General features: G+C 60.9%; 18 protein-coding genes. 3 read left to right on the top strand and 15 right to left on the bottom strand.

The features are described from left to right. Nucleotides 1-20 precede the first annotated feature (20 nt). The 9 genes from SFLMC1_RS10410 to SFLMC1_RS10370 all read right to left on the bottom strand — a co-directional run bounded on the left by SFLMC1_RS10410 (nt 21) and on the right by SFLMC1_RS10370 (nt 12,968). Nucleotides 21-224, bottom strand: a complete 204-nt coding sequence (locus SFLMC1_RS10410) for a nitrate ABC transporter ATPase (RefSeq protein ID WP_152074179.1) — start codon at nt 222-224, stop codon at nt 21-23. Between the two features lie 72 nt (nt 225-296). Next, nucleotides 297-905, bottom strand: coding sequence for an ATP-binding cassette domain-containing protein (locus tag SFLMC1_RS10405; RefSeq protein WP_222838072.1), 609 nt, complete (start codon nt 903-905; stop codon nt 297-299). Beyond that, nucleotides 898-2,097: an ABC transporter permease gene (locus SFLMC1_RS10400; RefSeq protein WP_222838071.1), complete on the bottom strand. Its 1,200-nt coding sequence runs from the start codon at nt 2,095-2,097 to the stop codon at nt 898-900. Before SFLMC1_RS10400 ends, SFLMC1_RS10405 begins: the two co-directional genes overlap by 8 nt. A gap of 35 nt (nt 2,098-2,132) precedes the next feature. Continuing rightward, nucleotides 2,133-3,320 (bottom strand): ABC transporter substrate-binding protein, encoded by a 1,188-nt coding sequence (locus SFLMC1_RS10395; protein ID WP_187323957.1) that lies wholly within the window; start codon nt 3,318-3,320, stop codon nt 2,133-2,135. A gap of 79 nt (nt 3,321-3,399) precedes the next feature. Next, nucleotides 3,400-7,335 carry an MBG domain-containing protein gene (locus SFLMC1_RS10390; protein ID WP_152074180.1) on the bottom strand — a complete coding sequence of 1,312 codons (3,936 nt, stop codon included), beginning with the start codon at nt 7,333-7,335 and terminating at the stop codon, nt 3,400-3,402. 88 nt (nt 7,336-7,423) lie between these two features. Further along, nucleotides 7,424-8,002, bottom strand: coding sequence for a twin-arginine translocation signal domain-containing protein (locus SFLMC1_RS10385; protein WP_152074181.1), 579 nt, complete (start codon nt 8,000-8,002; stop codon nt 7,424-7,426). Nucleotides 8,003-8,158: 156 nt separating this feature from the next. Next, nucleotides 8,159-8,827, bottom strand: coding sequence for a Crp/Fnr family transcriptional regulator (locus SFLMC1_RS10380; RefSeq protein ID WP_187323956.1), 669 nt, complete (start codon nt 8,825-8,827; stop codon nt 8,159-8,161). A 399-nt stretch (nt 8,828-9,226) separates the two neighbouring features. Beyond that, complete coding sequence (clpB, locus tag SFLMC1_RS10375; RefSeq protein WP_152074183.1) at nt 9,227-11,854, bottom strand: ATP-dependent chaperone ClpB; 2,628 nt, start codon at nt 11,852-11,854, stop codon at nt 9,227-9,229. Nucleotides 11,855-12,296: 442 nt separating this feature from the next. Beyond that, the gene (locus SFLMC1_RS10370) at nt 12,297-12,968 is read right to left on the bottom strand and encodes a hypothetical protein (RefSeq protein ID WP_152074184.1); all 672 of its coding nucleotides are present in this window, start codon (nt 12,966-12,968) and stop codon (nt 12,297-12,299) included. Between the two features lie 220 nt (nt 12,969-13,188). On the opposite strand from SFLMC1_RS10370, the gene SFLMC1_RS10365 reads away from it, so the two are divergent. Continuing rightward, nucleotides 13,189-13,857: a hypothetical protein gene (locus SFLMC1_RS10365; protein ID WP_152074185.1), complete on the top strand. Its 669-nt coding sequence runs from the start codon at nt 13,189-13,191 to the stop codon at nt 13,855-13,857. Nucleotides 13,858-13,936: 79 nt separating this feature from the next. Beyond that, nucleotides 13,937-14,104 carry a hypothetical protein gene (locus SFLMC1_RS10360; protein ID WP_187323955.1) on the top strand — a complete coding sequence of 56 codons (168 nt, stop codon included), beginning with the start codon at nt 13,937-13,939 and terminating at the stop codon, nt 14,102-14,104. 157 nt (nt 14,105-14,261) lie between these two features. On the opposite strand, the gene SFLMC1_RS10355 is transcribed toward SFLMC1_RS10360, so the two are convergent. From SFLMC1_RS10355 to dnaK, 6 genes are all read right to left on the bottom strand, one after another. Beyond that, a complete protein-coding gene (locus tag SFLMC1_RS10355) occupies nt 14,262-15,377 on the bottom strand; it encodes an ATP-binding protein (protein WP_187323954.1) in 1,116 nt (371 codons plus the stop codon). A 671-nt stretch (nt 15,378-16,048) separates the two neighbouring features. Beyond that, nucleotides 16,049-18,349 carry a hydratase gene (locus SFLMC1_RS10350; protein WP_152074187.1) on the bottom strand — a complete coding sequence of 767 codons (2,301 nt, stop codon included), beginning with the start codon at nt 18,347-18,349 and terminating at the stop codon, nt 16,049-16,051. Between the two features lie 416 nt (nt 18,350-18,765). Continuing rightward, the gene (locus tag SFLMC1_RS10345; protein WP_006235210.1) at nt 18,766-19,182 is read right to left on the bottom strand and encodes a heat shock protein transcriptional repressor HspR; all 417 of its coding nucleotides are present in this window, start codon (nt 19,180-19,182) and stop codon (nt 18,766-18,768) included. A 73-nt stretch (nt 19,183-19,255) separates the two neighbouring features. Then, entirely contained in the window at nt 19,256-20,221 is a 966-nt protein-coding gene (locus SFLMC1_RS10340; protein ID WP_152074188.1) for a DnaJ C-terminal domain-containing protein, read from the bottom strand. Between the two features lie 108 nt (nt 20,222-20,329). Further along, on the bottom strand, nt 20,330-21,172 hold the full coding sequence (locus tag SFLMC1_RS10335; RefSeq protein WP_152074189.1) for a nucleotide exchange factor GrpE: 843 nt from the start codon (nt 21,170-21,172) through the stop codon (nt 20,330-20,332). A 2-nt stretch (nt 21,173-21,174) separates the two neighbouring features. Further along, nucleotides 21,175-23,067, bottom strand: coding sequence for a molecular chaperone DnaK (dnaK, locus tag SFLMC1_RS10330; protein ID WP_152074190.1), 1,893 nt, complete (start codon nt 23,065-23,067; stop codon nt 21,175-21,177). Nucleotides 23,068-23,605: 538 nt separating this feature from the next. Between dnaK and SFLMC1_RS10325 the strand changes: the two genes are divergently transcribed. Next, nucleotides 23,606-23,857, top strand: coding sequence for an indolepyruvate ferredoxin oxidoreductase subunit alpha (locus SFLMC1_RS10325; protein ID WP_158564522.1), 252 nt, complete (start codon nt 23,606-23,608; stop codon nt 23,855-23,857). Nucleotides 23,858-23,886 lie beyond the last annotated feature (29 nt).

The following is a 23,886-nucleotide window of genomic DNA, read 5'->3' as shown; positions in this document are numbered from 1 at the left end:
CCTCTCCCGTGCACAAAGCCCTACGCGCGCGCCGCGCGATACTCCTCGTATTCGGCCAGAAAGGCGTCACGGTCGAGCTGCCGCACGTTCACCACGTCGTCAAAGGTGACGAGCTCGGTGATGGGGTTGTCCACGGTGAAGGGGAAGCCCTTGCTCACCAGGAATTCGGCGAACAGGGGGTCCTCGGTCGTGATTTCACGCATGGTCTTGGTGCTATCAAACATAGTTGTCTCCTCATCTCGGTATCGGTTCGGCGCAAGCGGGAGTGGTCCCGCAGCGGCGCCGTGGTCAATCCTCTAGTCCTGCACGCGGTCGAGCTCGATCTTCTCCCCGCCCAGCAGCGCCACATCGCCCTCGGCATGGGTCGAGACGAGCATCGTGCGCCCGCGCCGCCCCGACAGCAAAAACTCGATGACGCGCCCCTTGGTCACGGCGTCGAGGCCGGTGAAGGGCTCGTCGAGCAGCAGCATCCGCGAGGGATACGCCACCGCGCGGGCGAGCGACACGCGTCGCCGCATGCCACCCGAGAGCTGCGAGACGGGCCGGTCGAGCGAGTCCTTGGGCAGGATCCGCGAGAGCAGCGAACGCACCCGCGCCCGACGCGTCCCGCGCGGGCACACGAGCAGCACGTTCTCCACGGGCGTCAACGCCTCGCAGAGGCGCTCCTCCTGAAACATCGCCGCGATCTGCCCGGGCGCGATACCCGTCACGACGCCGGCATCCGCCGCGTCGAGCCCCAGCAGCACCTTAAAGAGCGTTGTCTTACCGCTGCCCGAGGGCGCCATGAGGCAGTAGACGCCACCCGCGCTTAGGGTGAAGGTCACGCCGTGCAGTACGTCCAGGTCGTCGAAGCTCTTACGGAGCCCCTCGATGCGAACGTCTTCCACCGACTCCACGTCACTCACCGCCCTTCGCGGTGCCGACGCGTCCCAACGGTCCGCCCCACGGCCGCGCCGCAAGCTTCACCAGCTGCATGAACAGCTTCTCGAACGCGAGCGAGAGGATCATCACCACCACGGTCCAGGCAAAGAGGTCCGGCGTGTTCAAGAAGGTGCGCGCCGTGTTCATCTGCTTGCCGATCGACGGATCGGGCATGGCGAGTACCTCGGCCATGATGCCGCTCTTCCAGCTCATGCCCAGGCTGATCTTGCAGCTCGAAGCCAGAAACGGCATCACCGCGGGCCGGTACACGTACATGAACGTGCGCCACGGCGAGAGGCGGAACACCCGCGCCATCTCGAGCATCTGGGGATCCACGCTCTCAAAGCCCGAGAGCACGTTGGTGTAGATGAGCGGCAGCACGATGAAGAACGCCAGGAACATGGTGAGGTTCTGCGGCCCCACCCAGATGAGCAGCATGATGATAAAGCTCACGATGGGCAGCGTCCGCAGCAGCGAGATAATGGGGTCCACGAAGTCGCGCACGATGCGCATGCGGTACGCCACGAGCGCCAGCAGCACGCCCGCCGTGAAGCTCATGAGGAAGCCGACGGCGATGCGCGCCGTGGACGCTAGGCTGATCACCCAGAAGTTGGGCTTCGCCACTTGGGCGGCCAGCGCCTCGAGCGTGCGGATGGGCCCGGCGAGCACCAGGCGGTTGCCAATGAGGCGGTCGGCGACCTCCCACACCGCGAACCAGAACAGGATGATGCCCGCCCGCTTGAGGAGGCCGAGGCACTTCTCGCGCCGCGCGACGGCAGCGGCGCCCTCGTCATCCGCGGCGCCCGTGGCCGCCACGGCGAGCGCACGCACACCCGTGAGGAAGGCGTTGGCCTCCTCGTCACCCAGCACGCCGGAGGTGCGCATCACGCCGATAGCCCGTTCGTCCGCGGCCCCGAAGGTCCGCATCACCGCGAGGATTCTGTCCGGCGTGGCGCCCTTGCCCGCGGCGGTGCGCACCATGAACGCCATCTGGTCGTCGGGCAAGCCGTTCTGACGCATCATCTGGATCATCTGCGCGGCGCGCGCCTCGTCCACGCCCATCATGTCGTGGATCTGCGCCGGGGTGAGAACGCGCCCGGGAGCGCCCGCCGCCTCGGCCCAAGCCTCGCCGCGCGCGGCATCGTCCGCCGCAGACGCCGGTATGCCCGCGTCCACGGCACCTGCCTTGCCGGCACCCCTCTCCTGGGCACTCACTGCAGGTCCCCGCTCGCGCTGCCGTCGGTGGGCACGTCCTCGCCCGAGACGCTCGTGTTCGAATCGTCCAGATACCCCTGGGGCGGCAGGTAGTAGAAGCCGTCACCGGGAATCTTGCCGCCCACGCTATCGGGGTTGGCGTCGTAGAGGCACTTCACGAACCCGGAGAGCGCCGTGCGCATACGCTCGCCCGTGAGGCTCACCATCTCGATGTGCGGCATAGCCGCAAGCGAAACCTGGTTGTTGAGGAAGGTCCCCAACTCCTCCTGCAGCTGCGAGGCGGCCTTCATGTTCTTGAGCGACCACTCCACGCTCTTGCCCGCCATCTGCAGGTACTCCACCACGGCCTGCTCGTGCTCCTCGGCGAACTTCTTGTTCACGATAGTCGTGGTGGTAACAGCCATCGATCCCTCCTTCTTGAACGCCTTGTTCCACTCGTCCGTGATGGAGATGGGCACGTAGAGCTTGTCCACCATGGTCTCGGCGAGCGCCACGAAGGGCTGCGGCAGAATGGCGATGGCGTTCGGCTGATCTTGAATGAGGTTCAGGATCTCGAATGGCGTGCTCTTGAACACGATGTTGAAGTCGCCAGCATGCCCTGTCTTCTTGAGCAGCGCCTCGATGGTGTACTCCGGCGTGCCGCCCTGGCCGTAGGCGAGCACCTGCTTGCCCTTGAGGTCGTCGAGCGTCTTGATGGAGGAATCGGTGGTCATCACGTAGAGCACGCCCAGGTTGTCAATGGAAATGACTTGGTAGTCGTTCTTGAGCTCGTCGTTGTTGAAGAGGATGGGGCCGATGTTGCTGGGCAGGGTGCAGATGTTGTAGTCCCCTTGGTTGAACTTGGCCGAGAGGCCCACGTAGTCCACGCCGTTCAGCTCGAAGGAGAAGTCGTTGAAGGTCTTGTTGTTCTTAGCCGCCAGCAGGAACTGCGAGAGTCCCATGGAGGGCGGGCCCATGATGAGGCCCACGCGCACCTTGGTGGCGTCGGCCGAGCCCTTGAGCTCGCGATCCTCGGTCTTAGACTTGAAGGTCACGCCTGCGGGCGACGAGCCGGCAGCAGCGGAACCGGAGCCGGTAGACGAGCCGCCCGAGCAGCCGGCGAGGCCCAGGCCAGCCAGAACCGTGAGGGCAGAACCGCCAAGCGCCAGAAAGCTACGGCGCGAAAGATCGGTAGTGATGTTCATGGATGCGTCTCCCCAATACGTTTGAAAGGGGCGAACGGGACCAGCATCCCGTCCGCCCCGCCTGCATGCCGTGCGGTGACTAAGCCTCGGTCTTCTCGGCCGTGCGACTGCTCTGCTCTGCCTCGTGCTTGCGGCGGCGATAGGCGTTCACGCCGCACACGCAGCCGCCGCCAACCAGCGCACCGGCAAACACCACGCCGGCCGCAAAGGCAACCGGGTTGGTCTCGAGCGCCTTCTCGCCACTGCTCTTGCCCGCAAGTTTCTGCACGGGACTGTTCTTGCCGTCCTCGCCGGCAGCCGCCGCCTCGGCTTCGAGCGCCTCGAGGGCGGCCTGCTCGGCCTCCTTGGTCGTGACGCCCGTCACGTTGGAATCGGCGTTCTGCAGCTTGGAGAGCAGGCCGGCCGGGACCGAGCCACCACCGGAGCTCGGCAGCCCCGAGAGGTTCAGCTCGAAGGTGGCGTCCCAGGTGTGCTGGCCGGTGATGCCCGAGATGGTCGAGGCGAGTGAGCCCATGGCGATGGTCACCGAGCAGCCCTTCTTGATGGTGGAGCCGGGGTTCTCAAGCACGCCGAGGTCGATGGTCACGCTGGTGAGCGCGTTGCCACCTGTGCTCGAGATGACGTTCAGCCCGTTCACGCTCTGCACCGTCATGATGCGCGACTGGATCTTGATGGGCAGGTAGAGCACAGCGCGGCCGTTGGCATCCACCTTGAGCGTGGCGTTGTTGGTGACCGGGTCCTTGGGCGGGAACACGCCGCTCGTGATGTGCGGCGAGAGCGGCAGACCCGAGCTCGCACGGCTCACGTAGATGTTCGCCGTCACGGTGTAGGTGCCCTCCTTAAGGTGCCCGGTCGCCGTGCCGCCACCGCCCGTGGAGCCCCCGTTGTTCGAGTTGCCCTGGTTGCCTTGATTGTTGTTCTGGTTACCACCGGCGTTGCCGGAGTTGTTATGATCCGACCCTCCCCCGTTGCCTCCGGGGTTCGTGGAACCGCCGTTACCGCCGGGAACCGTCGTGCTGTCAGAAACCTTCTTGGCGGAGCTATAGGCAACATCAAGCTGCAGGGCGACATCACCCGCCGGCTGAATATCCTGGTCTAGGGGCACTGCGTACATCTTTGAGCCCTTGAAGAAGTATGCCTTCGTCCCACTTGTCAAGTCGTCAGTCAGCTTAATCGTCAGCTGACTGATCCGTGTTTCGTACTTCCCGTATTTCCAGTTTGCTGGATCCTTGGGCGGCACGCGCGTGACCGAAATATCCTTGAGCTCGCTTGACGTACCAAGTTCCTGCAGCGTGAACACGGGATTCTTAACAGGTAGGACAAGCGTGCGCGTCCCATCTTTCGCCACCACGAGCGTCGCATTCATGGAAACAGGGGTCATTGGAATATCGTTCGACACCTCGGCTTGATCGTTGTAATCGATCACGGGTCCAAATGGGTTATTCGGATTCGTCGGATACACCGTGGTGCCTGGCAACAACGGGTTGTACTTGCCCGGCATGGAGAGGTTGGCGGTAATCCGGTAAGTACCGGGGGCGAGTTCCTTGGAAGCTGCGGGCTTCTTGACCGTCAACACTCCCGGTACGCCCACAAACTCATAGTTCTTAGCAGTACCGCCCGTCGGGGTCACGGTATACGTACCCACCTGCGACGTATCGCCACCCGACATCGTTGGCAAGGTGAACGTTGTATCTGCCAGTTTCACCGAGATAATTGATTCGCCGTTCACAAACCCCGTAATATCCATAAGGCCGGTACTGAGCTCATCACCCACATTGAGCGTCGTGTTCTTGAAGGCTGCCGTAAGCGGGGCTTTAGCAATGGACCAGTCGATAATCACGGGGTTGTTCGTGCCATCCTTCCAGACGTAGCCGTCCTTGAGGGTAACGATAGCTTTGTAGCTTCCCGCGTTGGTTGACGAAGCCACGCCACCAACGGTATAGCCCTCGCCCGCGGTCACGCCGATCTGGGCCTTTCCGGTGTAGACGAGATCCTTCACCGCCGTCGGCTGGACAACCTGTTTGGGAGCGTCGTTGACCACGGCAATGTAGCCCCAGGGGGTATCGTCACTGGCAGGCTGCATCGTCCCTCCGTCAAGATCCAACGCGGAGTTGAACAGGTAGTTCGTTACGTTGCCAGTGCCGGTATTCTCCTTTGTCAGGCGAACGTACGCCTTGCCGTCCGCCACCGATGCCTTGAGCTTGATTGCTTTGGTGGCACCCGAGCCTTTGGTGCCCGTTATCAGGTAGAACTCGCTTCCCTGGGAGGCGGGCACCGTCATGGCAAACACAATGTGCTCATCAGAGAAAGTGAATTTGCCCGCGGGATCGAAGAGATTAGCATTGGGAACAAAGTCGGGTATCGTTAGCCCTGCACTATACAGACCCTTCACCTGTGGCGAGGAAAACGAAGACTCACTCGACACCAGAGATTGCACCTGATCGGTATATCCCCTGTCGTTCAATATCTTTGTGTTCAACTTGAAATATCCTGAGTACCACTTCATAATCTCAACGCTCTCTTCGGGCGTACCCAGATCCGTAAAAGGACCATCAAGCGTTCCATCGGTCTCGTACGAGATGCCGATACCCGAGGCCGCGTCCAGGCTATCCCAAGTCCAGGCCCACTCACCCGTATTTGCCTCGTCCTTGGGAGTCGCAATCACAAAGGAACCCAGACCGGAAACCGGGGCGCTCAGGGTGCCGTCAGCGGCAACGGAGCCAACTTCCTCCAATTTGTTTCCGGCGAAACGGAACACCTTGGATCCGGCAGGCTGCTTGGACAGCTTCAACGTCAAGGCCATAGCGTCATCTGGTACGATGGCGGCCCCCTGTGCCATCAAATCGATGGTATAGAGCGCATAATCGGGAACCGTCTTATACTTCTGACCGAGAGAGACCTTCAGTGCTTCATATGCGTGACCGCTGGTAACCGACGCGACGGAAAGGGTCGCCTCGGACAGCTCATTTATCGCCGACGAGCTCGCACCGGCCTTTACATCGAGCTTCACGCCAGTCGCTTGATCGCTGAACGTTTTCGCAAAATCACCCGAAACTTCCTTCTTGGCGTTCGCGAGGTCAAGGTCCAAATCGAGATCCTTGTTGAGGAATGTATTGAGCGTAGTTGCGTACTCGGTATTTCCGGTCAAATGATAGGTGCCGCTCAGATTGTCCAATTGGAAGGTGATGTGTTCGATGCGCGTTGTAATGCCTGCATCGGCAACCTTCTTGTTGTAGTCGTCGTCGTTGTCCTTCTTCTCGATTGGCTTCGTGGTTACATTCGTAATCTTCGCCCCATCGCTCGTACCAAGCTTCTGAAAGGTGAAAACCGGGTTGGGCAGGGTGACGACAACGGTTACCGTGCCGTCCGCAGCAACGACAAGTGTGGCATTACGGGTCTTTACGGGAACATTGGGGATACCGCTGGCACCGTTAATGCTTTCCGGATTAAGAGGATTTGTGGCATAGGCCCGTAGATTCATGCCGGGAATGGGGTCACGCATGGAGATGTTCGCCAGAACGCTATACGTTCCCGGCACGAGCTTGTCCACGGACGAGTAGATGCGCGAGGACTCGGGGTCAATTTCATCAGACGCGGCAAGGAGGGAGGCGGCTGCAGACTCCTCCTCAGCAGACTGGGAATCCTGCATTTTCTCCGCATCGCTCGAAGCACCCTGCTTCTCCTGCTCCCCCTTCGCCGCCGAGGGAACGTCTTCTGCCGCAGCAGCTTTCTCATCGGCCTCTTGCTTGTCCGTCTGAACTTGCTGCGTCGCATCGGCATCCGGATGATTCTCCGACAAATCAGTATCGGTATTATCGGTGGTAGCCGCAGCCTCAGAATCCGTGACCGTGACGCCTTGGTCGGAATTTGCCCGCTCAGAGGCAACCTGGGCCTCCTGGGCCACCTCGGCAAACGCCGTCATCGGCAGCTGGGAGCCCACCATCGAGAGGGCGGCAACGAGTATCACCGCCTGCCTCAAACCATAGCGGAGCAATCGCGTAGCCCTGTTTTCCATTTCTTCTCCCTTACTCCAAAAGACCCCGGCTCTAACGAAGCTGAGCCGAGGCCTTTAGCTTTGCGCCCCAAGATTCGTGCAAAAGCTCTTACTGTGCCGCACTCAAATCTGCGACAAGATGCAGGTTCCAAGCTTTATCGCCCCTGTACAGCGGGAACGTCGCGAACTCCTTCGACGGGGAAAACGTTGCGACCGAGGTACCCGCTGCAAAGTTCGTCACATCAAAGGTGATGGTTGCGATCCGGTTCGCATAAGGTGTGGTCCATGGGAACGGGGCCTTCCATGCCGTTTCAGTTGTACCGACCACCGAGACAACACCATCCGTCGAGGTATCAGCGATAGATAAAATGCCAAACGTATCGTTAACGATGGGGACCGTCAGCAGTTTTTTCCCGTCTTTTATTACAAGTGTCGCGTTGTTATACACGGGACTCGTAGGCTTATTGCGCGGAGGGTTGCCGCTGTTAGTGACATAGGCGTTCCTTCCGATAGGCGTGTCTGCCTTATCAACGTACACGTTCGCAGTGACCGTGTACGTGTCATCTGTGCTCGCATCGGCAAACGCGCTCGTGGGCTCCGTCGCCAGGCCACAACCTGCCGTCGCCACGACCAGCGCAGCAGCACCCGTCACTTTCAGAAAATCTCGACGCGAATAATCCTTCTTCATAGTGCTCCCCCTTCATCGGGAACTGCAGTAAAGCTTGGAGTTGAACGCTGCATGCTTTTGTTCATCTCTTGGCGTGCATTGTTTCATAAGAGAAACTTAAAAAAGGTTGCCAAGGTTACCTTTGGCTAACTTTTTTGAGATTATTCGGGCTGCTTTCTAGAGGTCTCCGCGGCTCGTCAGCTTGAGGCGCCGGCCCTCGCCCTCGAGCACGCCCTCCTCGATCATGCGACGGAGCTCGCGCAGCAGCGCCTTATCGTTCACCGCCAGGTACTCCGCCAAGGCCTTGCGGCTATAGGGAATAATCACGTAACCGTCCTTGTCCTCCGGCAGGCGCCGCAGGTACAGCGCGATGCGCTTGCGAAGGCGCGGCTCGGAGAGCAGCGCGAGCTTGGCCGTGAGCGTCTTGACCTTCTTGGACATCTCGCCCATCACGTTGGCGTACAGCCGCAGCTGTGCACCGTCACCGTTGCCCTTGAGCCCTTCAGCGGGAAGGAAGAGGATGACGGAGTCCTGCAGGGCGATCGCCTCAACGGGTGCCGTCCCCACCGCCAAGGGAACCGCCTCGGCAAAGGAATCTCCCACCTCGAAGCGCGAGATGATCTGACGCGAGCCGTCCTTGCCCAGCATACGCGCCTCGGTGCGACCCTTGAGCACCACAGGCACGGCCTTGAGCTTATCGCCGCTGCGGAAGACTGCCTCACCCTTAGAGAAGGAGCGCGTGTACGCGCCGAGGGCGCGCAGCAGGCCGGGCAGCTCGGCGGGATCTATGCCCGCAAAGACCGGGGACTTCTTGAGAACGGCCAGCATTGCCTCATCGACATCCATGATACTCGATGGCTCCTTTTCAGCCGCTCTCCCTGCACGCGGAAAGGCAGCTGGATGGAACGGCGGCATAGCATCCAGCTGTAATGGCTAATTGTTACACAAGGTTAACTTCATGCGGGTTGCCATGGCTACTTTTTGGAATTATTCCAGTGAGTGAGGGGCGGTGAGGCTTTTAGCGCAGCGGTCAATCCGTCGAAGATCGGGGCGCACGCGGCGTCGTCGAACAGCACAACTTTTCTCCATTTCAGGGGTCTTCGCGCGCCCAAACGTCGAAAAGCACTCGGGGCATGCAGCGACAATGCATCCGACGTCGAAAACGGCGCGCAAAACAAAGGCGGCGGGCCGCTTGGCGCGACTCGCCGCCTCTCGCTGCGTAGCGATTATTCTCGCCCGCGCCGATTACTTGTCCTCAGGCACCTCGTAGGTGGCAGACGGCGTGTTGTCGCACACGACGGTAAAGCCGCCGTCCTTGTCGACATCGACCGTCACCTGATCGCCTTCGTGCACCGTGCCGTCAATGATGGCCGCCGCGATGGCATCGACAACCTCGCGCTGCACCAAACGCTTGAGCGGGCGGGCACCAAAGACCGGGTCCAAGCCGCCCACGGCGAGCAGCTGCTTGGCCGCCGGGGTGATGGCAAGCGTCATGCGCTCCTTGGCCAGACGTGCGCGGACGTCGGCGAGCTGGATATCGACGATCTTCTCGATCTGCGCCATACCGAGCGGATGGAACACCACGATGTCATCGATACGGTTGAGGAACTCGGGGCGGAAGGTCTGAGCCATGGCCGCGTCGACCTGATGGCGCATCTCCTCCTCGTCCTTACCGGACAGATCGGCGATGGCCTTGGAGCCCACGTTGCTCGTCATGATGATAATCGTGTTCTTGAAGGACACCTGACGACCCTGGCCATCGGTCAGACGGCCGTCGTCGAGCACCTGCAGCAGCACGTTGAAGACATCCGGATGGGCCTTCTCCATCTCGTCGAGCAAGATCACGGAGTACGGACGACGGCGCACGGCCTCGGTGAGCTGGCCGCCCTCGTCGTAGCCCACGTATCCCGGGGGCGCACCGATCAGACGCTGGACGCTGAACTTCTCCATGTACTCGGACATATCGATACGCACGAGCGCGCGCTCGTCATCGAACAGGCACTCGGCCAGCGCCTTGGCGAGCTCGGTCTTGCCCACGCCGGTGGGGCCCAGGAAGAAGAAACTGCCGATGGGCTTGTCCGGATCGGAGAGACCCGCACGGCTGCGGCGCACGGCTGCGGCCACAGCGGAGACGGCCTCATCCTGGCCGATGACGCGCTTATGCAGCTCGCCCTCCAGACCCTTCAGCTTGTCGAGCTCGCCCTGCATCATCTTGGACACGGGCACGCCGGTCCAGGCGCTCACGACCTCGGCGATCTCATCGGAGGTCACCTGTTCGTTGAGGCCCTCGCCGTCCTGCTGCTTTTGCGCCTCGAGCGCGGCCTCGGAATCCTGAATCTGCTGCTGCAGACCCGGAATCACGGAGTAGCGCAGCTCGGACGCACGGCCCAGGTCGCCGCTGCGCGTCGCGCGCTCCTCTTCGCTCTTGGCCTCGTCGAGCTGACCCTTGAGCTCCTGCACGTGGTCGATGGCGTTCTTCTGGTTGAGCCAGCCTGCCTTTTGCACGTTGAGCTTTTCTTGGACCTCGGCGATCTCTTGGCGCAGGGCCTCCAGACGCTCCTTGGAGGCGTCGTCGGTCTCCTTCATGAGCGCCTGCTCCTCGATCTGCAGCTGAGTGAGCTGACGCGTGGTGGCGTCAATCTCGACCGGCATGCTGTCGAGCTCCATCCGCAGGCGGCTTGCCGCCTCATCGACCAGGTCGATGGCCTTGTCGGGCAGGAAGCGGTCGGCGATGTAGCGATCGGAGAGGTCGGCGGCGGCCACGAGCGCGCTATCGGTGATATGCACGCCGTGGAAGATCTCGTACTTCTCCTTGAGGCCACGCAGGATAGAAATGGTGTCCTCGACGGTGGGCTCGGAGACCATCACGGTCTGGAAACGACGGGCGAGCGCCGCGTCCTTCTCGATGTACTTGCGGTACTCGTCGAGCGTAGTCGCGCCGATCGCGTGCAAGTCGCCACGGGCGAGCGCCGGCTTGAGGATGTTGCCGGCGTCCATGGAGCCCTCGGTGGCACCCGCGCCCACGATGGTGTGGAGCTCATCGATGAACAGGATGACCTTGCCTTCGGACTTCTGCACCTCCTTGAGCACGGCCTTTAAGCGGTCCTCGAACTCACCACGGTACTTGGCGCCGGCGACCAGCGCGCTCATGTCGAGCTCGATGAGGTCGCGGTCGCGCAGCGTGCTCGGCACGTCGCCGGCCACGATACGCTGGGCGATGCCCTCGACGATGGCCGTCTTGCCGACGCCCGGCTCGCCAATGAGCACGGGGTTGTTCTTGGTGCGGCGGGACAGAACCTGGATGGTACGGCGAATCTCGTCGGTACGGCCGATGACCGGGTCGAGCTTGCCGGCGCGGGCGAGGTCGCAGATGTTGCGACCGTACTGCTCCAACGCCTCAAACTGAGTCTTGTCCTCGGCAGACGTCACGCGGTCATCGCCGCGCAGCTCCTCGTAGACTTGCTCGATGCGCTCCTTGGTCACGCCGGCGTCGCGCAGCACGCGGCCCGCCTCGCCCTTGTCCTCGGCAAGTGCCATCAGCAGATGCTCGGTCACCACAAAGCTGTCGCCCATCTTGGTGGCCTTTTTCTCGGCCTTCTCGATCACGCGGGCGAGCTCGTTTGACAGGCCCATCTGCTGACCCTCGCCCGAAACCTTGGGCGCGTGGTCGATGGCATCCTGCGTGGAGCGTGCGAGCTGAGCCGGGTCGGCACCGATGCGCTCGATGATCACGGAGATATTGCGCTCGCCGGCACCGAGCAGGGCGGACAGCAGGTGAATCGGCTCCACCGCGCCGGCCTGCGCATCGGCAGCCGTGCTCATGGCGGTCTGCAGCGCCTCGCGCGATGTCATTGCTAGCTTATCGATTCTCATGGAATCACCTCTCTTGGGGCGGCCGCCCTACGGGGCGGCTTCACGTTGTTCGAGAAGTATTGTTGCCAGCTTTGAACGATCTTATACACAAATCTAAGTCTCTATATATAAGATTTTCTGAGTGATTGAGAGATAGGGGCAGGCACGCTCACCCGCTGCGGCCTCGTCCCCTTACTATCTCGATCTGTAACATCTAGCGACTGTTTATGGCTCCAGATGTTACAGATCGAGATGAAATGACCAGCGGCGCCCGTTTGTCTCAATCTGTAACATCTACTCGGCAAATAGAGCCCTATCTGTTACAAATCGAGACGAACAGAAGACACCCGAATCTAAAATCTAAATCTGTAACACCAAGCCCATTTTTAGCGGCCAAGATGTTACAGATCGAGACAAACCAAACCACCGCAAAGGTGTCTGCCCCCTGCGGTGGTCGCGGCCTCTACTCTTTTGCCGAGCCCGTGCATCCCAAATCGGCGTTCCAGGGCATCTCATCCTCGAACAGCCATGTACGGGCAGACCCACTATCGCGCGCAGTCTGCGGGTCGGGCAAACAGGTCTGTTCATAGGCGTCTTGGATGCACTGATCCATAAAATTGTTGAGGTCGACCTGTTCACCCTCCATGACATAGGCAGCATCACCGTCCAGGATGTAGATGCCCGGACCCTCGTTGCCCTCGTAACCCGGATCGTACGAGACATCGCACAGCTTATCGCCGCTCGCGGTGTCTAACTCGATGGACGAGCGACACCCGCCGACCATGTCGTTCGCCTTTACTCGATAGGACGCATACCCGTACCAGCGCTTAAAGGCTTTGCCCTTGAGCAGCTCGGACGCCTTGTCGATCAGGCTCGCATCCATGGTGTAGCGCGTGGCCCCAAGCTGAATGAGCGGATAGTTGCTAATGCCCAGCGCAGTCGGCTGGCCATCAAAATCAACAGTAATAGTCTCGGGCTTATCGTCTCCTGTCAGGAGTTCGACAGATTGAGTTACGGGCTTAACCACCGGTTCCGTCACCGCAGCAGGCAGAAATATCATGCCAAGAACGCCCACGCCAATCACGGCGATCACGAGCGCCAAAACAATCAATCCGATACGGGCAGAACGTCTCACGGCAAAACACCTCGCAATGCAAATCTGCGCCACATGCGCCATTGACATCGCCAGCCACCAGTTTTTTTGAGATAGACCACGCCACATAAGGGACACAGGCATCGACCGGTGTCGAGCGCGCTCTCAATATCCGCTGTTCCTGCTCGTATTGAGAGCAAAATGTAATCTAAGTATATTCGTTTCTCTCGTTCTCGACAGTTCTTCGTCTCAAGGATCACACATGAAGTCGTCTTATTCCACCGGTCGCAACGTCATTGTCATGCTCGCCATACCCATCGTGATGATCTTCTTTATCGTCGTCACGCCCTTTTCCCTTGGTATCGCCTCGCCCTTCGATTTATGCGGGATGGTCGGCGCCGGCTCACGTGCCACCTCGCTCTCCTTTATTTGCCGCGGTGTGTTCTACGAAGATAGAATTCCCACCGGATTATGGCAGTCAAAGTTACCGCTGCTCGGTCAGGTCGACGGACGCTCTCCCCATTTCGTCCTTGAACCTCAAACGATGAACTATCTGATCGATGACCAGCCCCTTGCCTCCATCACCCTCGCTTACGACTATGCTCCAAACACCGATGAGCGCCACATGAACCAAGTCCTCGACAAGCTGCTTGGGCAGTGCGGGCTCACCGATGAGGCCGGTCGAACCATGGAAAACAACCAGGAATTAAAGCGAACAGAACTTCGCCGCATCGGAAAGATCAGAGGACGAGGCAAAGCTGCCTATTGGCAGGCCTGGGCGATACGCGATAAGAGCAAATTTGGGCACAGCACCTATACGGTCACCGTCTACACCAAAGATGGAATCAAAGACAATGTCGACGATTGCGCGTCATCCAAACTCGGCATTCCCAAAACGATTAAACCCGCTGGCCTGGACGGAGTCCTGTAGGGGCATTCATTGAGATGTCGCTCAACACGCGCGCCGACATCGAGCTCACTCCCCACCACCGCAAAGGTGCCTGTCCCCTTTGTGGTGGCTCTACGGGATTCAATGCCTTGGCTACCGCGCCTACAACCCGCTCGAGGAGACCGCGCGCAAGCACTGCGACAACGTGCAGGTCGTGGGCTGCGCCATCAAGGCCGGCAACGCGCTCGTCGCCTCGCGCGAGGGCTACGAGGCAGGACTTGCGATTTAATCGCAATCGGACATATCCGCTTTACGATGCAAGAAGCCGCCGCAGGAACCATTCCTGCGGCGGCTTCTTTGGGTTGGCAGGGACCAATCGCCGGCGTTGAAGGCCGTTTTTAGTCTCTGACGTTGGCTTTTGGCCCCTTCAAGCTATCCAACAAATATCAATATCTTGATAGGATTTCGCTCGAGCTCTTAAGCAGATATTCGCGCAACAGCGGAATCGAAAATCTCACCACGCCGCGCGAGGGCGCATCGATAACCTGCGCCTTGATAAGTTGCCTTCGTGTCGCTGTCAGGCTCGCAGGAGGCAAGGACAGCTCCGCCGCGATCTCTTTAGTCGGCACATTCCCCTCGTGTTTGGCCATGACAATGAGGTACTCGATCGCACGAAGCGGCAAATCGGCAAGGGCAACGTCGAGCACGGAACCCTCAAACTCACCATACGCTTCTTCAATGCCCTTCCGGGCATCCTCGAGCGATATCGACACATCGCGGTCGGCATGCTTGCGCGCATTCGCGAATACGCGATAGCCCACGAGCTGCACAAGATACGCATATCCCCTCGTAGCGCAAGCCGTCATCTCAAGCACTTTTCCATTCAAGTGCAATCCGGCACCTTCCACGGTTGAAGCCATCGAATCCGAGACATCCGATAGCGGAATTGAGGCGAGCTCTTCAGCCTTAGCCCGTTGTAGAAATGTAAGGGCACGGCCATTGATGAGGTCCATTACGCCCATGGTCAAGCCAGCAAATACAAACGCGATATTCTTGCGTTCGCGGATAAGGTGCTGCACGGCCGCCGCAATGAGCCGCACATCATCAGCATCTGCATCCTGTATTTCATCGACTGTCACCAGCAGACCGGCACCATGTTGCGTTTCCTGTGACGCCACGCTCGTCAAGACGCCCCGTAGCGTCTCAGGCCCGGTAGAGGACTTTGATACGCCCGCTTTAACCACACCAAGACTTGCTTCCAAATGAACCTCGGTATTGCCTGAGGTACGCGCGAGCTCATGCTGGACGGCGTCAACGATGCTGCCCGCCGCGGTCACGTCGACCACATGCCAACCATACGACTTCGCGATATCGCCGAGCTCTGTCAGCAGGGCCGTCTTGCCCGACCCGCGCGGACCGGTAATGCGCATGAGCCTTCCGGGGGCACCCACGCCTTCTTCGATGCCGTCCCTAAAATCATCAATAACCCGCTCGCGTCCGATAAGGACCGGAGGTTCAGCGCCAGCGGTCGGCTTAAACGGGTTGATTATCGTGCGCTTCAATGTCCCCACCTTCCTACTGTCGTCGCTATCGTGATTATAGTATCAATAGTGCAAATAGTGAAAGTAGTGAATCTAGTGAGAATAGTTCAACTATTTAATCATGCAGCCGTATCCCGCCGCTAACAACTAAAGGTGCCAACAGCCCGCGTTGGGCTCTAACGGGAACATTTGGCCCCTCAAAAACCACCGCAAGGGGCTTTCGTGGTGGTTTTCGGCTCCGACGCTCCACTGTCTCGATCTGTCACATCCAGCGGCCCTTTTCGGTCCCAGGTGTTACAGATCGAGATGAAATGATCGACGGCGGACGTTTATCTCGATCTGTAACAACTACTCGGCAAATTGGGGCCTAGACGTTATAAATCGAGATTGACCGCGGAGCCTTATCCGAAAATCTCAATCTGTAACAGCAGGCCCGCTTCTAACAGCCAAGGTGTTACAGATCGAGACAAACAGAACCACCACAAAGGTGCCTGTCCCCATTGTGGTGGTTTTCGACAAAGATGCCGCCCCAATAAAAGAGGCGGCATCAAGCAAGTCTATTTATTAGCGTCCCTCAAGACCCAACGAGAACGCAGAAATGTAGTCCGGGGCTTACCCTTTCCCGAACGCGACCCTCGCGAAGCGCGTGAGCGGGCGGGAAAGGGTAAGCCCCGGGCGGACCATTAAGTGCGTTACTCGGCAGCGGCCTTGAACTTGTTGTAGTTGATCAGGCAGCCGGCCTTGACGATGGCACGCTCTTCGGCCGTCATATCGGCAATATAGAGCTCAATCTGCTCGACCGCACCATCGGCACGCACTACGTAGGCGGCAATGTTCTGCAGATCGCCGTCGAGCGCGGCGCGGATACCCGGCACAAAGACGTAGTCGCCCACCTCAAAGTTGGGCTCGGCCTCCATCTGGAAGGGCACCATGCCCCAGTTCATCACGTTAGAGCGATAACGCTTGGTGGCGTACTCGTGGACGATGTTGGCCAGGCCGCCGATCACGCGCTGGCAGCTCGCAGCCTGCTCGCGGGCAGAGCCGTCGCCGGGCTTCTTAGCGTAGATCATGGAGCCGTACTCGGTCGCCTTGGCATCGGCCGCGACACCCACGCCATCCAGCGCCTCAAACACACTGGCAAGCTCGGCATCGAGCGCCGCCAGGTCGCCCGCGGCCTCACCGGCAACGCGACGCTTCTCCACGGCGTCGACCTCCTTGGAGCGGCCCACGTAAGCCGGGTCGCGGCGGCTGAGCGTAAACTCGGCCAGGCCCAGCGGGTTGGAGCGGAAGGAGCTCGTCTCGCCCGAGGGAATGAGCTCGTCGGTCGTGGTGACCGGGTCCATGATCTTGGAGCACACCTTGAGCAGGATATCGTCGCCGAGGGGCTCCATCGCGGGCCACGGCTTGATGTTGGGACCCTCGACCAGCTCGTCGGCAGGCTCCGCCTTGCCAAAGCCCCAGTACACACGCTTTTTGTACGGCGCGTCGTCAAAGGTGTACTCGCAGGCCTCGTCCCAGGTCTCCTCGGGCAGGTCGGTCGCCGGCGTCAGGACGCCGCCGTTGGCAGCCGTCGCCGCAATGGAGCGAGCGTCCATCAGGGCCACGGCGCTCAGCTGGCCATTGCCCGGCTTGGAACCCTCGCGGTTGGGGAAGTTGCGCGTAGTGTGTCGGATCGACAGGCCGTTGTTGGCAGGCGTGTCGCCGGCACCGAAGCACGGGCCGCAGAATGCCGTGCGCACAATCGCGCCGGCCTCCATAAGGTCGTAGATGTAGCCGCGGCGTGTAAGCTCGAGCGCCACGGGCTGGCTCGTGGGATAGACCGACAGCGAGAACTCGCCGCAGCCGATGTTGGCGCCCTTGAGCACGCGGGCAGCCTGGACCACGGAGTCGTAGTTGCCGCCCGAGCAGCCGGCGATAACGCCCTGCTGCACGTGCAGCTTGCCGTCGACGATCTTGTCGAGCAGGCTAAAGTGCGTCTTGCCCTCACCGATCTTGGCGGCCTCGAGCTCCACCTCGTGCAGGATGTCCTCGAGGTTTTCGTTGAGCTCGTCGATCTCAAAGCCGTTGGAAGGATGGAACGGCAGCGCGATCATGGGCTTGATGCTCGACAGGTCGACCTCGACGCAGCCGTCGTAGTAGGCGACATCGGCGGGCTTGAGCTTGCGGTAGTCGTCACCGCGGCCGTGCATGGTCAAAAACGCGTGCGTGTCCTCGTCGGTGGCCCAGATGCTCGACAGGCAGGTGGTCTCGGTGGTCATGACATCGACGCCGTTGCGGTAGTCGGTCGTCATGCTCGCGATGCCGGGGCCCACGAACTCCATGACCTTGTTCTTAACGTAGCCCTTGGCAAAGACGGCGCGGATGATGGCAAGCGCCACATCGTGCGGGCCGACGCCGGGACGCGGGGCGCCCGTGAGGTAGATGGCGACAACGCCGGGATAGGCAACATCGTAGGTGTCACGCAGCAGCTGCTTTGCCAACTCGCCGCCGCCCTCGCCCACGGCCATGGTACCCAGGGCGCCGTAGCGGGTGTGCGAGTCGGAGCCCAGGATCATCTTGCCGCAACCGGCGAAGTTCTCGCGCATAAAGGAGTGGATGACGGCGATGTGCGGCGGGACGAAGATGCCGCCGTACTTCTTGGCTGCGGAAAGGCCAAAGACGTGGTCGTCCTCGTTGATGGTGCCGCCCACGGCGCACAGCGAGTTATGGCAGTTGGTGAGCACGTAAGGCAGCGGGAACTGCTCCATGCCCGAGGCGCGCGCCGTCTGGATGATGCCGACGAAGGTGATGTCGTGGCTCGCCATGGCATCGAAACGAATCTTGAGTGCCACGGGGTCGCCGGAAGTATTGTGTGCCTGAAGGATCGAATACGCGATGGTGCCGCGCTTGGCATCCTCAGGTGTCTGCGTAATGCCGCGCTCGGCAGCCTCGGCCGCAGGCACAACCTCGCTGCCACCACGCAGGTAGACGCCATCCTCGTACAGCTTGACCATACTGTCTCCCACTCTGCCCGAAAGGCTCGGGCGCATAGCATACATTCGTTCAATATCGTGCCATAGAACGGTTGCCAGCGGGTTACGAATCTGCACGTTCACTTTATCTCGGTAAAGCAGAGGGTGGTATTGGCGCAAGGAGTGTCCCCAAGTGCCGGCACAAAAGGAACGTCCCCAAGTGCCAAGTGCCAAGTGCCAAGTGCCGCAAGAGTGTCCCTTTCGACTAGTCATTTAAGAACGTCCCCAATGACTACCGATGTTTTGGCAACGACAGCGAAAGCCCGCCAGAGCGAGCAAGGCGCCTTGAAACAAGGCGGCATTGACCTTCTGGTCATGCCGCCAAAGTTGAAAGGCAGATTGCCGCTCTGGCGGGCTTGCAGCGTCGGCCGGTTACGCGGTTTGGTAAAACCGCGTAACTATAAGTCTCCGCCGGCGCCCAAAAGCTTGCGCATGACTTGCTCGGGGTTGACCGAGCCGTCGCGCGGGGCCAGGGCGGTGATCTTCTTTTGCATCTTGTACTCGTGCAGCTCGTCCTCGAGCTGGCGTACGCGGGCGCGGAGCTTCTCGTTCTCGCGCTCGCGCTCCTCGGCGCGCTCCTTCATATCGAGGATGCGCACCACGCCGGCGAGGTTGATGCCCTCGTCGGTCAGTTGGTTGATGAGCTCCAGGCGCTCGATATCGGCACGCGAATACAGACGCGTGTTACCGCCCGAGCGCTGGGGGTTCACCAGGCCCTTGGACTCGTAGACGCGCAGAGTCTGCGGGTGCATGCCGGTCAGCTCGGCCGCCACGCTGATCATATACAGCGGTTTGTTCCTATTGTCCTCGGCCATGCTACCTGACCCCTTTCCGTCTCGCACATCTCCACCATAAGCCTGCGGCCAGCCCGTGGGCCACGCAACCAAACTAGAATGTCGCCTTGTAACGGTTGACCTTCTCGCGATAATCGCGCGTGTCGGCCTCGCGCAGCTTGGTCATAGCATCGCGCTCATCGTCGGACAGGTTCGAGGGAACCTGCACCTTGATCTCGACGAGCAGTGCACCCGTGCGGCCGCGATGCTTAACGTCGGGCGCACCCATCTCCTTAAAGCGAAACTTCTTGCCCGTCTGGGTGCCAGCGGGCACCTTCAGACGAACCGTCGCGCCGCCGGGCGTGGGCACATCCACCGTGCAGCCGAGCGCCGCCTCGTAGACCGAGATCGGCACCTCCATAGTCACATCGGCGCCCTTGCGCTTAAACAGCGGATGCTCCTCCACGTGCGTGGTCACGACCAGGTCGCCGCGCTCGCCTCCGGCAACGCCGTACTCGCCACGGCGCTTGTAACGCAATTTGCCGCCGTCGACCGCACCCGCAGGCACCGAGACCGTGATGGTCTGCTGTTCGCCCGTCGAGGGAATGCGGTAGGTGACCTTGTGTGTCACGCCGCGAAACGCGTCCTCGGCCGAAACATCGACGGTCAGCGACAGGTCGCCGCCTTTGCGCGCGCGGTTGCGGCCCGCGCCCGCGCCGGCATTACCCGCGGCCCCGGCAAAGCCCGAGCCCCAATCGCTGCCCCAGGCGCCGTTGCCGCTAAAGATGCTGTCGAAGATATCGCCCCAGCCGCTCGCGCCGGCACCGGCACCGTAGCCACCGCTATATGCGCCGCCCGCGCCCGGCATGCCGCCGAACATGAGCATCTGGTCGTACTCTTTGCGTTTCTTCTCGTCCGAAAGCGTCTCGTAGGCTTCGCTAATCTCCTTAAACTTGGCCTCGTCGCCGCCGGCATCGGGGTGATATTTTTGCGCGAGCTTGCGAAACGCGCTCTTGATCTCTTTGTCGGAGGCGCTCTTGGATACGCCCAGGATGTCATAGAAGGTTTTGCCTGCAGCCATCGTAGCTCCTCTCCTGTTACATCCGCCGTCCCTGCGGACGGCGGTTCATACTGTCACATGGCACTTGGCCAGAAAGGGCCCCGGGTGTTGCCCCGGGGCCCTTCTCAATTACTCCTCGGTGCCCTCGGCCGTATCGGCCGCGGCATCCTCGGGCGCCGCTTCGGGCTCCGGTGCGGGGCGCTTCTCGCCACCGTAGGTCACCGTCACCATCGCGGAGCGCAGGATGCGGTCCGCCATGCGGTAGCCCTTCTGGTACACGTCGTTGACGGTCTCGTCGTACTGCGATGCGTCCTCGACACGCCCCACGGCCTGGTGCTCGAGCGGATCGAACGCCTCGCCCTTGGGGTCGATGGGCTCAACGCCCTCGTGCGCAAACACATCGAGCAGCTTGGCATGTACCGCGTCAACGCCATCGACGAACTGCTTAAAGTCGTCGGAAAGCTCCTGGCTGCGGGCATGGTCGATCGCGCGCTCGATATCGTCGATCACCGGCAATAGCGCGGTGACAAGCTTCTCGGTCGCGCGCTCGCGCTCGGCGATGCGCTCGTTGGCGGTGCGGCGACGGAAGTTCTCCCAGTCGGCCTGTAGACGGGCGGTGCGCTCGGTGGCGTCCTTTGCCTTGTCCTCGGCGGCCTTCTGAGCCTCTGCCGCGGCATCGAGCTCATTGCGCACGTCGGCAAGCTCCTTTTGGGCCTGCTCGAACTTGAGCTTAAAGTCGTTGTCGGCGGCTTCCTCACCGGCGCGGATAGCGGCTTCCACCATCTCGTCCTCGGTCATCGTCGCCTCCTTGTTGGAATCCTCTACCTGGTTCTCGGCAGCCTCGGCGGCCGGGGCCTCGTTGACCTCGGTATCGTCGACAGCCTCTACGGGAATCTTCACGTCCTTCTCCTCAGAGTCAACGGGGGCGGCACCAACGGCGTCCGCCTCCGTGCGAGCTTTACGGGCGGACATGATTACTTGTCCTCGTCGTCCACAACCTCGTAGTCGGCGTCGACGACGTCATCGTCGGCAGCCTGGGCACCGGCGGCACCGTCGGTCTGCTGCTGAGCGTCGGCGTAGACAACCTGAGCCAGCTCGTAGGCCACGGACTGCAGGGACTCGCCGGCGGCCTTGATGGCCTCGACGTCAGAGCCCTCGAGCGCCTTCTTGGCGTCGGCGATAGCGGCCTCGGCCTTGGACTTCACGTCGGCGGAAACCTTGTCGCCCAGCTCGTTGAGGGTCTGCTCGGTGGAGTAGCACAGGCTATCGGTCTGGTTGCGGACCTCGACCTCTTCCTTCTGCTTCTTGTCCTCCTCGGCATGAGCCTCGGCGTCCTTGACCATACGATCGACCTCGTCGTCGGACAGAGCGGTGGAGCCGGAAATGGTGATCTGCTGCTCCTTGCCGGTGCCCTTGTCCTTAGCGGAGACCTTGACGATACCGTTGGCGTCGATGTCGAAGGTGACCTCGATCTGCGGCACGCCGCGGCGGGCAGCCGGGATGCCGGTCAGCTGGAACTTACCGAGCGACTTGTTGTCGCGGGCAAGCTCGCGCTCGCCCTGGAGCACGTTGATCTCAACGCTGGTCTGGTTGTCGGCAGCGGTGGAGTAGACCTCGGTCTTGGAGGTCGGGATCGTGGTGTTGCGGTCGATCATCTTGGTCATGATGCCGCCCATGGTCTCGACGCCCAGCGACAGCGGGGTAACGTCGAGCAGCAGGATGCCCTCGACGTCACCGGTGAGCACGCCGCCCTGGACGGCAGCGCCGTCGGCAACGACCTCGTCGGGGTTCACGGACATGTTGGGCTGCTTGCCGGTCATGGTCTTGACCAGATCCTGGACAGCGGGCATACGGGTGGAACCGCCGACGAGGATGACCTCGGTCAGATCGGAGAGCTTAAGCTTGGCGTCGCGCAGGGCGTTGGTGACAGGCTGCTTGCAGCGCTCGAGCAGGTCGCGGGTGATCTTCTCGAACTCGGCGCGGGTCAGCGTGTAGTTGAGGTGCAGCGGGCCGGACTGGTTCATGGTGATGAACGGCAGGTTGACGGTGGTCTGCTGGGCGGCGGAGAGCTCCTTCTTGGCGTTCTCGGCGGCCTCCTTCAGACGCTGCAGGGCCATGGGATCCTGACGCAGGTCGACACCGTTCTCCTGCTGGAACTTATCGGCCATCCAGTCGATGACGCGCTGATCCCAGTCGTCGCCGCCCAGGTGGTTGTCGCCCGAGGTGGACAGAACCTCAAACACGCCGTCGGCGAGGTCGAGGATGGAGACATCGAAGGTGCCGCCGCCCAGGTCGAAGACCAGGATGCGCTGGTCGGAGCCCTGCTTGTCCAGGCCATAGGCCAGGGCAGCAGCGGTCGGCTCGTTGACGATACGCTTGACGTTGAGGCCGGCGATCTTGCCGGCGTCCTTGGTGGCCTGACGCTGGGCGTCGTTGAAGTAGGCCGGGACGGTGATGACGGCGTCGGTGACGGTCTCGCCCAGATACTTCTCGGCGTCGGCCTTCATCTTGGCGAGCACCATGGCGCTCACCTGCTCGGCGGTGTAGTCCTTGCCCTCGATGTCGACGACGGCACGGCCACCCTGGCCCTCCTTGACCTCATACGGCACGGTCTTGATCTCGGAGGTGCACTCGGAGTACTTGCGGCCCATGAAGCGCTTGATGGAGAACACGGTGTTCTTGGGGTTGGTGACCGCCTGGTTCTTTGCGGCCTTACCCACGACGCGGTCGCCGTCGGCACGGAAGCCCACGACGGACGGGGTGGTGCGGTCGCCTTCGGCGTTCACGATAATGGTCGGGGAACCGCCCTCGAGGACGGCCATAGCGGAGTTAGTAGTACCAAGGTCGATACCAAGAATCTTACTCATTAGAAATTCCCTCTCTCTTGTGCGTTCGCGCCGCCTCGACGGTCTGTCACGCGGCGCTTCGGCTTGTCTTTCAGGATGTAGTGTATCCCCTTATGGGCCGGAATATACAAAATCTAAGTCAATTCATATAAGATTTCTTATCTCTGAGAGTTTAGGTTCTCAAATGCGCAGGTAGATGCACTGTTTGAGTCCTCGGCATATCTATTGAGATCTATGTAGAGTTGACTAAGGTACGAGCCTGGGGCGTGTGGAGCAGTCTGGGGCGGCCTTGGGGAAAGCGCGTCCCGTTTTGAGCGTAAATTCCGGGACGCAGTTTCCGCCGGGCAGTCCAACCGGAAACTGTGTCCCGTTTTGAGCGTCGATTACGGGACACAGTTTCCGCAAGCACGCTCAATCGTCCTATATTTCAAGTCACCTTTAGCTAACATTTGCGCAGCTCAACGGCCTCACCTGCATGTTTTTTAGTAAGCCGCGGCATACTCGGCGAACGGTATGAAGATGCCGGCCAGAGGGTATTGCAAACGGTCGCTCCCGTGGTATGTTTTTGCCCGAATCAAACCGACGCGCATCGCCTGTAGCGTCGGTCAACAGAGAGGAAACTACCATGGCTCATCCCGTAATTGATGCCGACGAGTGCATCGCTTGTGGCGTTTGCGTCGACTCCTGCCCCGCTGGCGTTCTGGAGCTCCAGGACGTCGCTACCGTCGCTGATGAGGATTCCTGCGTCGCCTGTGGCGCTTGCCAGGACGCTTGCCCCGCCGGCGCGATCACCGAGATCGTCGAGGAGTAACAACTCCCCCGCTTGCACACTCACAAGTA

Origin of the sequence: Collinsella aerofaciens (genome assembly GCF_901212495.1) — a bacterium.
In the GTDB taxonomy this organism is placed as follows: Bacteria; Actinomycetota; Coriobacteriia; order Coriobacteriales; family Coriobacteriaceae; genus Collinsella; species Collinsella aerofaciens_H.
The sequence above is the reverse complement of the archived record's forward strand: the minus strand, read 5'-3'. Positions and strand labels throughout refer to the sequence as shown.

Excerpts from the sequence above, each read along its gene's own strand:
- SFLMC1_RS10385 (WP_152074181.1), bottom strand. The coding sequence starts at position 8,002 with ATGAAGAAGGATTATTCGCGTCGAGATTTTCTGAAAGTGACGGGTGCT.
- SFLMC1_RS10395 (WP_187323957.1), bottom strand. The coding sequence starts at position 3,320 with ATGAACATCACTACCGATCTTTCGCGCCGTAGCTTTCTGGCGCTTGGC.
- SFLMC1_RS10325 (WP_158564522.1), top strand. The coding sequence starts at position 23,606 with ATGTTTTTGCCCGAATCAAACCGACGCGCATCGCCTGTAGCGTCGGTC.
- SFLMC1_RS10345 (WP_006235210.1), bottom strand. The coding sequence starts at position 19,182 with ATGGCCGAGGACAATAGGAACAAACCGCTGTATATGATCAGCGTGGCG.
- SFLMC1_RS10365 (WP_152074185.1), top strand. The coding sequence starts at position 13,189 with ATGAAGTCGTCTTATTCCACCGGTCGCAACGTCATTGTCATGCTCGCC.
- SFLMC1_RS10340 (WP_152074188.1), bottom strand. The coding sequence starts at position 20,221 with ATGGCTGCAGGCAAAACCTTCTATGACATCCTGGGCGTATCCAAGAGC.
- SFLMC1_RS10350 (WP_152074187.1), bottom strand. The coding sequence starts at position 18,349 with ATGGTCAAGCTGTACGAGGATGGCGTCTACCTGCGTGGTGGCAGCGAG.
- SFLMC1_RS10390 (WP_152074180.1), bottom strand. The coding sequence starts at position 7,335 with ATGGAAAACAGGGCTACGCGATTGCTCCGCTATGGTTTGAGGCAGGCG.
- clpB (WP_152074183.1), bottom strand. The coding sequence starts at position 11,854 with ATGAGAATCGATAAGCTAGCAATGACATCGCGCGAGGCGCTGCAGACC.
- SFLMC1_RS10335 (WP_152074189.1), bottom strand. The coding sequence starts at position 21,172 with ATGTCCGCCCGTAAAGCTCGCACGGAGGCGGACGCCGTTGGTGCCGCC.
- dnaK (WP_152074190.1), bottom strand. The coding sequence starts at position 23,067 with ATGAGTAAGATTCTTGGTATCGACCTTGGTACTACTAACTCCGCTATG.
- SFLMC1_RS10410 (WP_152074179.1), bottom strand. The coding sequence starts at position 224 with ATGTTTGATAGCACCAAGACCATGCGTGAAATCACGACCGAGGACCCC.
- SFLMC1_RS10380 (WP_187323956.1), bottom strand. The coding sequence starts at position 8,827 with ATGGATGTCGATGAGGCAATGCTGGCCGTTCTCAAGAAGTCCCCGGTC.